Origin of the sequence: Actinomadura sp. HBU206391 (genome assembly GCF_014323665.1) — a bacterium.
GTDB lineage: Bacteria > Actinomycetota > Actinomycetes > Streptosporangiales > Streptosporangiaceae > Actinomadura_C.
In genome coordinates this window covers 1-13,978 of sequence record NZ_JABVEB010000144.1, presented here as the reverse complement: position 1 = coordinate 13,978, position 13,978 = coordinate 1, and the positions used below count along the sequence as shown (strand labels likewise).

Here is a 13,978-nt window from a genome sequence, read left to right as displayed (position 1 = left end):
GGCCGTCGTCACCCGGGGAGAATCGGTCGAGGAGAGCGACCTCGAGGCGGTGCGCGACCTAGGCGGCAAGGCCCCGGTGCTCGTCGCCGGTCTCGACGGCGCTCTCCGGGCAACGCTGACGCCCTGAGGCGTGGGAGCATCCGTTCCGGCCGTACGGGAGAATGACGCCGTGACGTCACCAACCACCGCGAAGTTCCGGTCCGGGTTCGCCTGCTTCATCGGTCGCCCCAACGTGGGCAAGTCGACGCTGATGAACGCGCTCGTCGGCACGAAGGTGGCGATCACCAGCAGCCGCCCGCAGACGACCCGGCGCGCCATCCGCGGGATCGTGCACCGCCCCGACGCCCAGTTGATCATCGTGGACACCCCTGGGCTGCACAAGCCGCGTACGTTGCTGGGGGAGCGGCTGGACAGCCTGGCCCGGTCCACGCTCACCGAGGTCGACGCCATCGGCTTCTGCATTCCCGCCGACCAGTCGGTCGGCCCCGGAGACAAGTTCATCGCCCGCGAGCTCGTCCAGGTGAAGAAGACGCCGATCGTCGCGATCGTCACCAAGGCCGACCTGGTCTCCAAGAAGCAGCTCGCGGATCAGCTTCTCCAGGTGGGCGAGCTCGGGGAGTGGGCCGACATCGTGCCGGTCTCGGCGCGGGACGGCTACCAGCTCGAGGTGGTGAGCGATCTGCTCGTGGGCCACCTGCCGGAGGGGATGCCCCTCTATCCCGAGGGAGATCTGACCGACGAACCCGAGCAGCTGCTCGCGGCCGAGCTGATCAGGGAGGCGGCGCTCGAGGGGGTGCGCGACGAGCTTCCGCACTCGATCGCGGTCGTCGTCGACGAGATGGCTCCCCGCGAGGGCCGTGACGACCTCGTCGACGTCTACGCCCACCTGTTCGTGGAGCGGCCGAGCCAGAAGGCGATCGTCATCGGCACGAAGGGGGCTCGGCTGCGGGACGTCGGCACCAACGCCCGCAAGCAGATCGAGGCGCTGCTCGGCACGAAGGTCTTCCTCGACCTGCGGGTCAAGGTCGCCAAGGACTGGCAGCGCGACCCCAAGCAGCTGCGCCGACTCGGCTTCGACGACTGATCAATCGAGGCCGACCGACCCGGCCGTGATCATGCAGTTGTTCGCGCGTGTGGCGTGGAACCCTGCATGACCACGACGACGGGCGGCTAGTAGGCGGATGTGGTGGGCTTCTTGCCGGTGACCATGCTGATCACGCTGAGGCCGATCACCGCGAGCGACAGCAGCAACGCCAAGTACCAGCCGAAGCCGAGTGAGACGTCCACGTCGAATCCGCCGCCGAGACTGCCGAGGGCACCGAGGACCTTGTCCTTGGTGCTCTGCAGGCGCAACAGGAAGATCACGAGCAGCAGCAGTGAGAGACCGGCCGGCGCCGCCGCGAGCGTGGCGAGCTTGGCGTTCTTGTTGACGATGGCCGCGACGATCACGCCGATCGCGGCCAGCGCCGCCAGGGCCACCAGCTTGCCGGTCCAGTCCTCGAAACCGGACCCGGACTCGCTCCGGTTGAGCTGCGAGAGCCCGCTACCGCTTATCGTGGCCTTCGCCCAGGGCAGGAAGGTCGAGATGAACAGGAGCACCGCCGCGCCGATCGCGACGAAGCTGAGTGGATTCGGCGCGCCGGAGGCACCGCTCGTGCCGTAGCCGGACTGGGGCGGGTACCCCTGGCCCTGGTACTGCTGCTGGGCGGGGTAGCCCTGCTGCTGCCCGGGGTAACCCTGCTGCTGGCCCGGGTAGCCCTGCTGCTGCCCGGGATATCCCTGCTGCTGGCCCGGGTAGCCCTGCTGCTGTCCTGGGTGGCCTTGCTGCGGTTGCTGGCCCGGGTAACCGGGCTGCTGGGGGTACCCCGGCTGCTGACCTGGGTACCCGGGCTGCTGCCCGGGGTAGCCTTGCTGCGGTTGCTGGCCCGGGTAGGGCTGCTGTTGTCCGGGATATCCGGACTGCTGGCCGGGGTAGCCTTGCGGGGGCTGGCCGCCCCCGCCGTAGCCCCCCTGACCGTAGTCGTCTGGCTGGCTCATGAGTGCAAGCGTAGAAGGTCGTGCGGGTTTGTGCCTACCGCTCTGGATCTCGCTTGTGCGTGCCCCGTCCCCATGGGGGCTTTGTGTCGGTACGTTGGGCATGGGGTCCGTTATGTGAGGAGAGCCCGGTGTTGCTGATTTTCGGGTTGTCGGTCTTCTTCCGTACCGTCAGTCGAGGTACGTTCCACTGCCCGAACTGCGGCGGCGACCGCAGGTACCGCCGGCGGGTCGCCCGACGCTGGTTCACGTTCTTCTTCGTGCCCGTCATACCGCTCCGGCGGCTCGGCGAGACCGTCGAGTGTGAGGCCTGCCGGACCAGGTTCGGCGTCTCCGTGCTCCGGCTACCGACCGTCCGGCAGATGACCGAGGCGTTGCCGGCGGGCATGCGCGCGGCCGTGGCGACGGTACTGACGGCGGACGGCTCGGCCGGAGACGCTTCGCGACGCCGTGCGGTCGAGGCCGTACGCGGCTATGGCGACGAGGAGTACGGCGACGAGGCGCTGGAGCTCGCGCTCGTCTCGTCCGGCCACCATCTCGACGACGAGATCGCCCGGGCCGGGGCGCAACTGGCGACCGAGGCCAAGGAGTGGTTCCTTGCCCAGGTCGTCCGGGTCGCCTTGGCCGACGGGCCGCTCAGCGACGGCGAGCGGCAGGCGCTGCACCGCGTCGCCGACCGGCTCGGCATGACATCGGCGCACGCGTTCGGCGTGATCGTGATGACGGAGGGGGCCGCCAACCCATGAGTGGCACCGCGCTGGTGCGGCGCCCGGGGCCGCGGCTCGCCGAGGGCATGGTGACCCATGTCGACCGGCGCCTCGTGGACATCGGGCTCGCCGCGCGTCAGTACGCCGCCTACGTCGCCGCACTCGAGGCGGCCGGCCGACGGGTCCAGCCGGTGGCGCCGGCGGACGACCGGCCGGACGCGGTCTTCGTCGAGGACACCGTGGTCGTGTGCGACGGGCTGGCCGTGCTCACCCGGCCCGGCGCGCCGTCGCGACGCCCCGAGGTGATCGGGACCGAGAAGGCCGTCCGCGACCTCGGCCTCGAGGTCGCCCATATCGAGGCGCCGGGCACCCTCGACGGCGGGGATGTCCTGCAGGTCGGCAAGACGGTGTACGTGGGCCGGTCCGCGCGCACCAACGAGGACGCGATCTGCCAGATCACCCGTCACTTCAGCCGGCTCGGCCGCAGAGTGGTGCCGGTGTCGGTGAAAGGCTGCCTCCATCTGAAGACGGCGATGACCGCGCTGCCCGACGGCTCCCTCATCGGCGTGCCCGAATGGGTGGACACCTCCGCTCTGCCGGGCCTGCGCGTGGCCCCTGAACCCGAGGGCGCCCACATCGTGGTCCTGGACGAGGGCCATGTGCTGCTCGCCACATCGGCCCCGCGCACGGCCGAGCAGCTCAGAGCCGAGGGTTACGCCGTCACCGCCGTCGACATCAGTGAGTTCGAGGCGCTCGAAGGCTGCGTGACCTGTCTGTCCGTACTGATCTGACCCGCCACGCGCTGCTCGCGGGCGCCGGTCCGCCGGGTCTCGATTGCGGCGAAGCGCAGCAGGTCTGTTACTTTATGGACGTGCTCTGTGAGCTGCTCCTCCTTAGCGGCCGCGACGGGGACCTGTAAAACGGTCGGCCCCTCGTCGCGGGGCTTTGACGTGATCGTCGGCCGCAGGACCCGAGCAGACGGAGTCATCAACCCATGTTCCAGCAACAACCCAGTGGCATGCCCTTTCGGCGTTACCGCCCCTTCGAGCCGGTCGACCTGCCGGATCGCACATGGCCCGCCAACACCATCACCAAGGCGCCGCGCTGGCTGTCCACCGACCTGCGTGACGGCAACCAGGCCTTGATCGACCCCATGAGCCCGGCGCGCAAGCTGTCGATGTTCGAGCTGCTCGTCGGCATGGGCTACAAGGAGATCGAGGTCGGATTCCCGGCGGCCAGCCAGACCGACTTCGACTTCGTGCGCAAGCTGATCGAAGAGGACCGGATCCCGGCCGACGTACGGATCTCGGTGCTGACGCAGTCCCGCGAGGAGCTCATCGAGCGTACCGTCCAGTCGCTGGCCGGGGCCGCACAGGCGACCGTGCACCTCTACAACGCGACCGCGCCGCTGTTCCGGCGGGTGGTGTTCGCCATCGACCGCGAGGAGTGCAAGCAGCTGGCGGTCACCGGCACCCAGCACGTCATGAAGTTCGCCGAGCGCTACCTCGGTGACTGTGACTTCGGTTACGAGTACTCACCCGAGATCTTCATCGACACCGAGCTGGACTTCGCGCTCGAGGTCTGCGAAGCGGTCATGGACGTGTGGCAGCCGGGGCCGGGTCGCGAGATCGTCCTGAACCTCCCGTCCACGATCGAGCGATCGACGCCGAACGTCTACGCCGACCAGATCGAGTGGATGAGCCGCAACCTGTCCCGCCGTGAGCACGTCTGCCTGTCGGTGCACCCGCACAACGACCGAGGCACGGCCGTCGCCTCCGCGGAGCTGGCCGTGATGGCGGGCGCCGACCGGGTCGAGGGGTGCCTGTTCGGCAACGGAGAGCGCACCGGCAACGTCTGCCTGGTGACGCTGGGCATGAACCTCTTCTCACAGGGAGTCGATCCCCAGATCGACTTCTCCGACATCGACGAGGTCCGCCGCACGGTCGAGTACTGCAACCAGATCCCGGTGCACGAGCGGCATCCCTACGCCGGCGACCTGGTCTACACCTCGTTCTCCGGATCGCACCAGGACGCCATCAAGAAGGGCTTCGCGGCGCTGGAGAGCGACGCGGCCGCAGCGGGCGTGCCGGTGGACGAGTTCGGCTGGGCGCTGCCCTACCTGCCCATCGACCCGAAGGACGTCGGCCGCTCCTACGAGGCGGTCATCCGGGTCAACAGCCAGTCCGGCAAGGGCGGCGTCTCGTACATCATGCAGGCCGAGCACTCCATGGACCTGCCGCGGCGGCTGCAGATCGAGTTCTCCCGGGTCGTCCAGGAGCACACCGACAGCGAGGGCGGCGAGGTCACCGCGGAGCGGATGTGGCAGATCTTCGAGGCGGAGTACCTCACCGCGGGACCCCGCATCGGCCTGCTCGCGCACCGAACGTCCTCGCGGGTGGACGAGAAGGACCTGCTGAACTGCGACGTGCGGCTCGACGGTGAGATCCGCGAGATCGAGGGGATCGGCAACGGCCCCATCTCGGCGTTCGTTGACGCCCTCACGCCGATCGGCGTCCATGTGCGGGTGCTGGACTACCACGAGCACGCGTTGAGCGCCGGTGGCGACGCCAAGGCCGCCGCCTACGTCGAGAGCCAGATCGGCGACACCGTCTTCTGGGGCGTGGGCGTCGACGCCAACATCGTCACCGCCTCCCTCAAGGCCGTGCTGTCCACGGTGAACCGCGCCGCCCGAATCGGCACCGCCTGACCGAGCACCCCTCCCCGGCAACGAAATGCCCGGGGTGCTCTAAGGCGACGGAATGCCTGGAGCGCCCCGGGCGACGGAAGAGCCGTTTGCCCGGGGCGCGGCGCCGTCTGGACCGAGGAGCGAGCGAGCGCGAGGAACGAGCGCTCGGGAGCGACGAGGGAAGGCGGCGCCTAGGGGCGCCCCGGGCCGCCGAGCGGAGCGAGGCCATGAGCACAGCATCAACCCATCACGCGCTCGACCAGTTCGCGTAGAGGGCCGCTGAGCTGGGTCTCGTTGACGACCGCTGTGCGGCCGTCGACCTCGATCTCGTACATGAACTGGTCGGCGCCGCGCCCGGGCGGCGGAACGGCGCCGAGATCGATCCGATCGACCAGCCCTTTGAGCACCGGATCCGCGGCGGTGTCGGCCTCGCCGCGTCGTTCGATCCCGGCGAAACCACCGCTGCGGATCACGGTCACCTTCACAAGACGACGCCTACCCCGTTCCAGGCGTTTCTCACCGCGCCGGTCTCGGCGGCCGTCGCTCCGTAGAGCCTCGACGCCGTTTCGACCGTGGCGGCGGCGAACGCCGCGAACTCGATGGTCTCCGACAGTCCGCCGCCGGTGAGCGTGTCGTACCAGATCCGGCCGGCGCGCTCCCACGCACGCCCGCCGAGCTCTGTCGCGGCGAGGTAGAAGGCGCGGTTGGGAATGCCGGAGTTGATGTGCACGCCGCCGTTGTCGCGGTAGGTCTCCACGTAGTCGTTCATATGGCCGGGCTGTGGGTCCTTGCCGAGGTTCGGGTCGTCGTAGGCGGTGCCCGGCTCTTTCATCGAGCGCAGGCCGACACCGTTGACCCCGGGTGCGAGCAGGCCCTCCCCGATGATCCAGTCGGCCTGATCCGCGGTGTGCCCGAGGTGGTACTGCTTGATCAGCGCCCCGAACACGTCCGACATGGACTCGTTGAGCGCGCCGGACTGACCGTAGTAGTCCAGGTTCGCCGTGTGCTGGGTGAGCCCGTGCGTGAGCTCGTGCCCTGTGACGTCGAGCGGTCCGGTGAAGGCGGTGAACAGCGTTCCGTCGCCGTCGCCGTACACCATCTGCTCGCCGTTCCAGAAGGCGTTGTCGTAGTTCTTGCCGTAGTGGACGGTCGAGATCATCGACAGGCCCGCGCCGTCGATGGAGTTGCGGCGGTAGGCGGCCTCGAAGAAGTCGAAGGTCACGCCCAGCCAGTCGTAGGCCTGGTCGGCGATGCCGTCTCCCGTCGCGGCACCGCCCTCAGCGCGTACGATCTCGCCGGGCAGTTCTTCGAGGTTCTCGGCATCCTTGATGGTGCGGTCGGGGACGAAGTCCTCGAGGGGTTCGCACGGCTTGATCGGCGTGATGCGGCGTTCCGTGCGTTGTGCCGTGCTGAGGACGGCGGTGCGGCGCGCGATGTCCCGGAGCGCGGGGTCATCCGTGCGTGCGGCGACCTCCTCCAGGATGTGCGGAGGGACGATCGTGCAGATTCTCATGGCTGTCACGCTGCCACCGGAGGGCGCGCCCCGCCACCGCTCACGGCCGCCCTGCGAGACCGAATGCGGTCACCCCGGGTGACCGGCGCGGCCCAGGTCCGTGGCCGGGTCAACCTATGTCGTGAAGTGCGAAAGAATGGGCTCGTGACGCTCTACCGCGACGAAGGCATCGTCCTCCGCACCCAGAAGCTGGGCGAGGCCGACCGCATCGTCACCATCCTCACCCGGCGCACCGGCCGGGTGCGGGCGGCCGCCAAGGGGGTCCGCAAGACCAAATCGCGATTCGGAGCGCGGCTTGAGCCGTTCACCCATGTGGACGTGCAGTTCTACGAGCGGCGCTCGCTGGACCTGATCACCCAGGCCGAGACGCTCCGCCCGTACGGTGAGCCGCTCGTCGCCGACTATCCGCGTTACACGGCGGGGACGGCCATGCTCGAGACGGCCGAGAAACTCACCACCGAGGAGAAGGAGCCGGCGCTGCGGCAGTTCCTGCTGCTCGTCGGCGGCCTGCGCACCCTGGTGGAGCGCGGTCACGATCCCCGGCTGGTGCTGGACGCCTACCTGCTGCGCTCGCTGTCGGTGGCGGGATGGGCGCCCTCGCTGGACGAGTGCGCGCGCTGCGGGGAACGGGGCCGGCTGCGGGCCTTCGCCATCGCGGCGGGCGGCGGGATCTGTGCCCGGTGCCGCCTGCCGGGGGCCGCCACGCCGGCCGCCCAGACGTTCGAACTGATGGCGGCGCTGCTGCGCGGGGACTGGGATCTCGCCGACGTCAGCGAACCCCGGTACCGGGTAGAGTGCAGCGGCCTCGTCGCGGCCTACCTCCAGTGGCACCTGGAGCATCACATCAGATCGTTGAAGCACGTCGAGCGCGAAGAGCCAGGGCACCGGCACCCGCCGGACGGGGGCGTCGCGTTCCTGGATCAGGAGCGAGTTTGAACCGTCACCTGCGACAGCCAGAACCCCACGCGAGCGGCGCCCGGCCACCGGAGATCCCGAAGGACCTGGTGCCCCGGCACGTCGCCATCATCATGGACGGTAACGGCCGCTGGGCCAAGGATCGCGGGCTGCCGCGAATCGAGGGCCACAAGCAGGGCGAGCACTCGTTGTTCGACGTGCTCATGGGGGCCATCGAGCTCGGGATCCAGAACGTCTCGACGTTCGCCTTCTCCACCGAGAACTGGCGGCGTTCCCCGGATGAGGTCCGCTTTCTCATGGGCTTCAACCGGGAGGTCATCCGCCGCCGCCGTGACCAGCTGCACGCCATGGGCGTACGGGTCCGCTGGGCCGGCCGGCGCCCGAAACTGTGGCGCAGCGTGATCAAGGAGCTTGAGGACGCCGAGGAGCTGACCCGCGACAACGACGTGCTGACCCTGCAGTTCTGCGTGAACTACGGGGGGCGGGCAGAGATCGCGGACGCTGCGGCGGCGATCGCCCGAGACGTCGCAGCGGGGAAACTCAACCCCGACAGGATCAGCGAGAAGGTGTTCGCGCGCTATCTGGACGAGCCGGGCATCCCGGATGTGGATCTGTTCCTTCGGTCGTCGGGCGAGCAGCGGGTCTCGAACTTCCTGCTCTGGCAGTCGGCCTACGCCGAGATGGTGTTCCTGGACACGCACTGGCCGGACTTCGACCGGCGGCATCTGTGGCACGCGTGCGAGATCTTTGCCGGCCGTGACCGCCGTTACGGCGGTGCCGTCCCCAATCCGGTCGAGCCCGCGCCCTACCCCGCACAGGCGGCACGGCCCGCCGGATAGCGGACTGAGGGGCACGACCGCGCTCGCGCGAGACGCCCCGATCTGGCCGGGAGTGCCCGGCGACCTCCCCTCGGCCCGCGGTCGGGAGCATCGGGTGCGTCGGCGTGGCTCCGGCCGCCCGAGATCTCGGGGTGGGCACCGCGATGGTGGCCCGCGCATCGGAGCTGCTACGCGACCGGGGCATCCGCACGTGCCTCATCGACTGGACGGTCCGTGCGGACTTCTACGGCCGCCTGGGTTACCTGCCCTGGCGGCGCTACCTCATGTACCGCCGCTCCATCGAGGGATGATGTCCTCGTGACCTGAGGGCCGGTGAGGCCGGTCGCCGTCAGGGACCGGTCGGTGGCACCGATGACCGCGACATCACGGCCGGGAGGGCGGCGGCAGATCGAGGACGCGGCGGATCTCGCGCTGCACGGCGTCCACGCCGGGGGACGCGTCGAAGGTGAGGACGCGCTCCTTGCGCCGGAAGGCGTCGAGCACCGAATCGATGTTCTCGCGGTGCAGCCGCAGCCGCTCGGCCAGTGACTCCTCGGTGTCGTCGGTCCGGCCGATCAGCTCGCCGCCGCACGCCTCGCAGCGCGCGCCACCCGCGACCCCGTGTGCGGTGCCCCCGTGCTCGGTGGCGCCGCATTCGGCGCAGACGCGGCGCGCGAGCACGCGGCGACGGGCTTCATCGCCCGGCAGATCGAGATGGATGACCGCGTCGATGTCATAGCGTTCGAGGAAGAACTCCGCCTGATGCCGATTGCGCGGGAAGCCGTCGATGACGAATCCGTGGTTCCAGTCGTGCAGCTCCAGCCGATCGCGTACCACCGCTTCGGTCACGTCGTCCTCGACGAGTTCACCGGCCGCGATGACGTCGCGGACCCGCGCGCCCAGCTTCGTACGGTCGTCCACGTGGCGGCGGAAGATGGCCCCGACCGCGATGTGCACGAGACCGAGATCACGCGCTAGAAGCATGCTCTGCGTGCCCTTGCCGCTGCCCTGCACCCCGACGATCACGTACTTGCGCATAGCCGCACCCTGACACACCAGGGGCGGTACGTGTGAGAGCTAGGCGCACCCGGCGCAGCCGGGGCAGGTGCCGAAGACCTCCACGGTGTGGGTGACCTCGGCGAAACCGTGCTCCTTGCCGATCGCCTCGGCCCAGCGTTCGACCGTCGGGCCCTCGACCTCGACGGTGCGGCCGCAGGACCGGCACACGAGGTGGTGGTGGTGCTGCTCGGTCGCGCACGCCCGGTAGACGGCCTCACCGTCGTCGGTGCGCAGGACGTCGACCTCGCCGGAGTCGCTCAGCGCCTGCAGTGCCCGGTAGACGGTGGTGAGCCCGATCTTGGAACCGTCGGCGCGGAGGTCGGCGAAGATGTCCTGGGCGCTGCGGAATCCCTCGTTGGAGGCGAGCACCCGGCGGACCGCCTCGCGACGCGCCGTCGTCATCGCGCCACCTCCACCTCTTGGTCATCGGACCCGCTACGCCGCCGCGTCAGTATCCCACCGAGTACGGCCGCGATGAAGACGACCATCGCGAACACCACGATCGAGGGACCCGGCGGCACGCTGAATTCGAACGAGCCCACGAGCCCGGACACCGCAGACAGTACACCGATCGCCATCGCCAGGAGCATCGTGCTCTTGAAGCCTCGCGTCAGCTGCTGCGCGGCGGCGACCGGCACCACCATGAGGGCGCTGACGAGCAGCAGCCCGATGGCGCGCATGGCGATCACGACGGTGACCGCGGCCGTCACGGCGATGAGCAGGCTCAGGAAGCGGACCGGCAGACCCGACGCGCGGGCCACCTCCTCGTCCTGGCACAGCAGGAACAGCTCGCGCCCGAACATCACGACGATGGCGAGGACGGCGACGGCCAGCCCCACGACCACGTAGAGATCGCCCTTCGACACGCTGCTGATCGACCCGAAGAGGTAGGCCTGCAGCCCGGCACCGCTGCCGCCCGACAGGCTCGTGAGGATCACACCGCCGGACAGGCCGCCGTAGAAGAGCAGGGCGAGGGCCACGTCGCCGCCGGACCTGCTGCGGGCGCGCAGCACCTCGATCGCCACCGCGCCGAGAGCCGAGACGACCACGGCGCCGAGGATGGGGGAGGTGCTCGTCAGCAGCCCCAGCCCGACGCCGGTGAGGGCCACGTGCCCGATGCCGTCCCCGAGCAGGGCCAGACGGCGCTGCACGATGAAGGTGCCGATGGCCGGCGCGGTGAGCCCGATGAGCACCGCCATGACGAGGGCGATGCGCATGAAGTCGAACTGCAGCATGTCGGTCACGACCGGTCTCTCCTGGTCATGTCGGATCCCAGGACGCGATGGCGGCGGTTTCCGGGCTCGGTGCGTGCGGATGTACGTGCTCGTGACCGGGCAGGGCACAGGCGCCCTCTGGCCGTGGCGGAGCGCCGTCGTGCGCGATGCGCCCGGTCTCGAGGACGACGGCGCGGGTGATGAGCGGTTCCAGCGGCCCGAGCTCGTGCGCGACGAGTACGACCGTACGGCCCTCCGCCGTCAGCCGGCGCAGGGTGGCGGCCAGGGCGGCCTGGCTCGCGGCGTCGACGCCGGCCGTCGGCTCGTCCATGACGAACGTGTCAGGCTCGCCGGCCAGCGCCCGGGCGATGAGCACGCGCTGCTGCTGGCCGCCGGACAGCCGGTGCGCGGGGTCACGGGCGCGGTCGGTCAGGCCGACGGCGGCCAGGGCCCGGTCGACCGCCGCCCGGTCGGCGCTCGAGGACGGGCGGTACCGGGACTGACGCGCGATCCGGCCCGACGCGACGACCTCTCGCACCGTCGCCGGCACGCCACCGCCCACGGTGAGGCGCTGGGGGACGTAGCCGATGCGCTTCCAGTCCCGGAAGCGGGCCGGAACCGAGCCGTAGATCTCGACCCGCCCGGCGGCCATCGGCACCAGTCCGAGGCAGGCGCGGATCAGCGTGGACTTGCCCGACCCGTTCGGGCCGAGCACCGCGAGCACGTCGCCGGGCTCGACGCGCAGGTCGACGTCCTTGAGCACGTCCCGGCCGTCCAGCCGCACGCGGCCGGCGGTCATCGTGAACACGGCGCCGGTCATGTGCAGCTCAGCGCGGTGCGGAGCGCCTGCAGATTACGGCGCATGACCGACAGGTAGTCGTCCTTGGAACCCTCGGCCACGCCCTCCAGGGGGTCCAGCGACGCGGTGCGGACCCCGGCCTCCCTGGCGAGCGTCTGCGCCACCTTGGGACTCACCAGGGTCTCCGTGAAGATCGTCGAAACCTTGTTGTCGCGCACCACGCGGGTGAGTTCGGCCAGGCGCTTCGGCGACGGCTCGTTCTGCGGGTCGACTCCCGCGATCGACACCTGCGTGACGCCGTAACGGTCGGCGAGGTAGCCGAAGGCGGCGTGCGACGTCACGAAGGTCTTCTGGCCGCACTGCCGCAGGCCGGAGGCGAACTCCCGGTCGAGCGCGTTGAGCTCCGCGTTCAGGGAGGCGGCGTTGGCGCGGTATTCGGCGGCGTGCGCGGAGTCGACGTCGGCGAGCCGGTCGCCGAGCGTGGTGGCGATGGTCGCCAGGCGGCTCGGGTCCAGCCAGATGTGCGGGTCGTACGACGTCTCGTGGCCGTGCTCCTCCTCGCCGTGCTCCTCCTCGCCGTGCTCGGCCTCCGCCTCGGCCGGCGGCAACGTCTTCACCACGCTCGCCGCGTCGAGGGAGCGGCCCTTGGCGTGCTGGGCGACGGCCTCGTCGACGGCGGGCTGTACGCCCTTGACGTAGACGACGTACTTCGCCTCGCCCACCTCGGCGACCTGGCGCGGAGTCAGCTCCAGATCGTGCGGCTCGGCGCCGGGCTTGGTGAGGCCGTGGACCGAGACGCTGGCGCCGCCGACCCGCTCTGCGATCCATGCCATGGGATAGAAGGCGCCGATCACCCGCGCCTTGCCCCCGTCCGCCGTGGCGGTGCCGGGACCGCCGCCACAGGAGGTCGTCAGCGTCAGCGCGGTCGCGGTCAGCGTGGCGCCTGAGACGATACGCCGGACCTTACGAGTGCTAATCACACTATTAGTGTGAATGAAGATGAAAACGATTGTCAAAACGCCCCGAGTGCGTGATCTACTGCGAAGGCCACCAAAACGCCTACACCAGCGAGCCTGAGCAATTTTCCGGAACTGTCCAGCGTCGGCCAGTTGAGGAACGCGAACCAGCCCAGGAAGCCGGCCAACACCAGCAGCGCCGCCGCGCCGATCCAGCCCGGGACGAGCATCCCGACGGCGAGCACCGCGAAGACCGCGACGAGGAGCACCCAGCGGGGCAGGCGGTACAGGAAGACCACCAGCGTCGCGCTACGGCGCTCGACCTCCGCCCGCAGCCCGCCGTCCGATCCCGGATCACGCCGACCCGCGCCCGACTCTCTGGTATTCATCGCCCACCGCTCGTGTTCGCCGCTCGTCATTCAGGGCCCGCCGTACTCGAAGGCGGCCTCTGTTCAAAGGTACGCGGCAACGCTGCCAGGATGAGGAGGTGATCGCGATAACCAGATACCGCGTGCCGATCGAGGACTCCGAGACCTTCACCGATCAGGCGAGCGCCGTGCTGCGGGCGCTGGCGGCGTGTTCCGGCTACCGGACCGGCCGGCTCGGCCGCACCGTCGACGATCCGACGCTGTGGGCCCTCGTCACCGAATGGGACGGCGCCGGGTTCTACCGCAGGGGGCTCGGGGCCTATGACGTGCGGATGACCTTCATCCCTCTGTCGGTGCTCGCCATCGACGAGCCCGGCGCGTACGAGATCGTGGTGGCCGAGCCGAGCTGAGTGCGGCCGCCCGGCCCTCCCCGCGGTCGCCCGCCTCGGCCAGGCGCGGGTCAACCGACCGCATCCCGCGAGGAAAGATCTTTGCGGGACACCGGCCGGATCGTTTGAGCCCTCGCCCACCCGGCGATCAAGGCGACATCACGGGTCCCGGGGGGTTGATGATGCGCCGTGCCGTCGCACTGACCGCAACCCTCTGGATGATGGCCGCCGTGCTCGCGGTGCCCGGTGGCTCCCCGCCCGCCCCGCCGCTCCTGCCGGGCTCAGACCCGAGCACGGGCCTCAGCGCGGGTCCGGTCGCGGGTTCGGGCGGTGCGCATGCCGGCACGAAGACGGTCCGGTACGGCGGTCTGCGGCTGGCCGTGCCGGCCGGATGGCCGGTCTACCGGCTCGATCAGGAGCCGGACCGCTGCGTCCGGTTCGACCGGCACGCGATCTACCTGGGGCGTCCCGGCGCGGAGCAGGAGTGCCCCGCCCGCCTCGTCGGCCGTACAGAGGCGCT

At 70.1% G+C, this 13,978-nt stretch carries 17 protein-coding genes and 1 pseudogene; 9 read left to right on the top strand and 9 right to left on the bottom strand.

Annotated features, from left to right (window positions below; all coding sequences use genetic code 11):
- Positions 1–169 precede the first annotated feature (169 nt).
- On the top strand, positions 170–1,084 hold the full coding sequence (gene era, locus HKK72_RS27730) for a GTPase Era (protein WP_315987469.1): 915 nt from the start codon (positions 170–172) through the stop codon (positions 1,082–1,084).
- An 86-nt stretch (positions 1,085–1,170) separates the two neighbouring features.
- On the opposite strand, the gene HKK72_RS27725 is transcribed toward era, so the two are convergent.
- On the bottom strand, positions 1,171–2,037 hold the full coding sequence (locus HKK72_RS27725) for a hypothetical protein (protein ID WP_187237382.1): 867 nt from the start codon (positions 2,035–2,037) through the stop codon (positions 1,171–1,173).
- Between the two features lie 128 nt (positions 2,038–2,165).
- Between HKK72_RS27725 and HKK72_RS27720 the strand changes: the two genes are divergently transcribed.
- The 3 genes from HKK72_RS27720 (at position 2,166) to leuA (ending at position 5,448) form a co-directional block, all read left to right on the top strand.
- Complete coding sequence (locus HKK72_RS27720) at positions 2,166–2,780, top strand: zinc-ribbon domain-containing protein (protein ID WP_187237381.1); 615 nt, start codon at positions 2,166–2,168, stop codon at positions 2,778–2,780.
- Complete coding sequence (ddaH, locus tag HKK72_RS27715) at positions 2,777–3,532, top strand: dimethylargininase (RefSeq protein ID WP_187237380.1); 756 nt, start codon at positions 2,777–2,779, stop codon at positions 3,530–3,532. Before HKK72_RS27720 ends, ddaH begins: the two co-directional genes overlap by 4 nt.
- A 227-nt stretch (positions 3,533–3,759) precedes the next feature.
- The gene (gene leuA / locus HKK72_RS27710; RefSeq protein WP_187237379.1) at positions 3,760–5,448 is read left to right on the top strand and encodes a 2-isopropylmalate synthase; all 1,689 of its coding nucleotides are present in this window, start codon (positions 3,760–3,762) and stop codon (positions 5,446–5,448) included.
- Between the two features lie 218 nt (positions 5,449–5,666).
- Here the strand turns inward: leuA and HKK72_RS27705 are convergent, their stop codons facing one another.
- Positions 5,667–5,912, bottom strand: a complete 246-nt coding sequence (locus tag HKK72_RS27705; RefSeq protein ID WP_315987468.1) for a protealysin inhibitor emfourin — start codon at positions 5,910–5,912, stop codon at positions 5,667–5,669.
- Entirely contained in the window at positions 5,909–6,940 is a 1,032-nt protein-coding gene (locus HKK72_RS27700; RefSeq protein ID WP_187237378.1) for a M4 family metallopeptidase, read from the bottom strand. The genes HKK72_RS27705 and HKK72_RS27700 overlap by 4 nt, the downstream gene beginning before the upstream one ends.
- A gap of 144 nt (positions 6,941–7,084) precedes the next feature.
- Here HKK72_RS27700 and recO point away from each other — a divergent pair, with 144 nt between their 5' ends.
- The 3 genes and pseudogenes from recO to HKK72_RS27685 form a co-directional block, all read left to right on the top strand.
- Entirely contained in the window at positions 7,085–7,876 is a 792-nt protein-coding gene (recO, locus tag HKK72_RS27695; RefSeq protein WP_187237377.1) for a DNA repair protein RecO, read from the top strand.
- Positions 7,873–8,694 carry an isoprenyl transferase gene (locus tag HKK72_RS27690; protein WP_187237376.1) on the top strand — a complete coding sequence of 274 codons (822 nt, stop codon included), beginning with the start codon at positions 7,873–7,875 and terminating at the stop codon, positions 8,692–8,694. Before recO ends, HKK72_RS27690 begins: the two co-directional genes overlap by 4 nt.
- An 83-nt stretch (positions 8,695–8,777) precedes the next feature.
- Positions 8,778–8,984: pseudogene (locus HKK72_RS27685) on the top strand (GNAT family N-acetyltransferase); the annotation flags it as partial.
- Between the two features lie 73 nt (positions 8,985–9,057).
- Here the strand turns inward: HKK72_RS27685 and HKK72_RS27680 are convergent.
- From HKK72_RS27680 to HKK72_RS27655, 6 genes are read right to left on the bottom strand one after another with little or no spacing between them, the layout of a single operon-like run.
- Complete coding sequence (locus tag HKK72_RS27680; RefSeq protein ID WP_187237374.1) at positions 9,058–9,711, bottom strand: adenylate kinase family protein; 654 nt, start codon at positions 9,709–9,711, stop codon at positions 9,058–9,060.
- A gap of 39 nt (positions 9,712–9,750) precedes the next feature.
- Positions 9,751–10,134: a Fur family transcriptional regulator gene (locus HKK72_RS27675; protein ID WP_187237373.1), complete on the bottom strand. Its 384-nt coding sequence runs from the start codon at positions 10,132–10,134 to the stop codon at positions 9,751–9,753.
- Positions 10,131–10,967, bottom strand: a complete 837-nt coding sequence (locus tag HKK72_RS27670) for a metal ABC transporter permease (RefSeq protein ID WP_222721204.1) — start codon at positions 10,965–10,967, stop codon at positions 10,131–10,133. Before HKK72_RS27670 ends, HKK72_RS27675 begins: the two co-directional genes overlap by 4 nt.
- 25 nt (positions 10,968–10,992) lie before the next feature.
- Complete coding sequence (locus tag HKK72_RS27665; protein ID WP_187237371.1) at positions 10,993–11,766, bottom strand: metal ABC transporter ATP-binding protein; 774 nt, start codon at positions 11,764–11,766, stop codon at positions 10,993–10,995.
- Positions 11,763–12,725: a metal ABC transporter substrate-binding protein gene (locus HKK72_RS27660; RefSeq protein ID WP_187237370.1), complete on the bottom strand. Its 963-nt coding sequence runs from the start codon at positions 12,723–12,725 to the stop codon at positions 11,763–11,765. Before HKK72_RS27660 ends, HKK72_RS27665 begins: the two co-directional genes overlap by 4 nt.
- A 32-nt stretch (positions 12,726–12,757) precedes the next feature.
- A complete protein-coding gene (locus tag HKK72_RS27655; RefSeq protein ID WP_187237369.1) occupies positions 12,758–13,120 on the bottom strand; it encodes a DUF6703 family protein in 363 nt (120 codons plus the stop codon).
- Between the two features lie 68 nt (positions 13,121–13,188).
- Here HKK72_RS27655 and HKK72_RS27650 point away from each other — a divergent pair, with 68 nt between their 5' ends.
- Both HKK72_RS27650 and HKK72_RS27645 read left to right on the top strand, forming a co-directional pair.
- Positions 13,189–13,479: an antibiotic biosynthesis monooxygenase family protein gene (locus tag HKK72_RS27650; RefSeq protein ID WP_187237368.1), complete on the top strand. Its 291-nt coding sequence runs from the start codon at positions 13,189–13,191 to the stop codon at positions 13,477–13,479.
- 158 nt (positions 13,480–13,637) lie between these two features.
- On the top strand, positions 13,638–13,978 hold a 341-nt coding region (locus HKK72_RS27645; protein ID WP_222721200.1), incomplete at its 3' end, for a hypothetical protein.

Coding starts and splice junctions, on each gene's coding strand:
- HKK72_RS27725 (WP_187237382.1), bottom strand. CDS start 2,037: ATGAGCCAGCCAGACGACTACGGTCAGGGGGGCTACGGCGGGGGCGGC.
- ddaH (WP_187237380.1), top strand. CDS start 2,777: ATGAGTGGCACCGCGCTGGTGCGGCGCCCGGGGCCGCGGCTCGCCGAG.
- leuA (WP_187237379.1), top strand. CDS start 3,760: ATGCCCTTTCGGCGTTACCGCCCCTTCGAGCCGGTCGACCTGCCGGAT.
- HKK72_RS27700 (WP_187237378.1), bottom strand. CDS start 6,940: ATGAGAATCTGCACGATCGTCCCTCCGCACATCCTGGAGGAGGTCGCC.
- HKK72_RS27680 (WP_187237374.1), bottom strand. CDS start 9,711: ATGCGCAAGTACGTGATCGTCGGGGTGCAGGGCAGCGGCAAGGGCACG.
- HKK72_RS27675 (WP_187237373.1), bottom strand. CDS start 10,134: ATGACGACGGCGCGTCGCGAGGCGGTCCGCCGGGTGCTCGCCTCCAAC.
- HKK72_RS27670 (WP_222721204.1), bottom strand. CDS start 10,967: ATGCTGCAGTTCGACTTCATGCGCATCGCCCTCGTCATGGCGGTGCTC.
- HKK72_RS27665 (WP_187237371.1), bottom strand. CDS start 11,766: ATGACCGGCGCCGTGTTCACGATGACCGCCGGCCGCGTGCGGCTGGAC.
- HKK72_RS27655 (WP_187237369.1), bottom strand. CDS start 13,120: ATGACGAGCGGCGAACACGAGCGGTGGGCGATGAATACCAGAGAGTCG.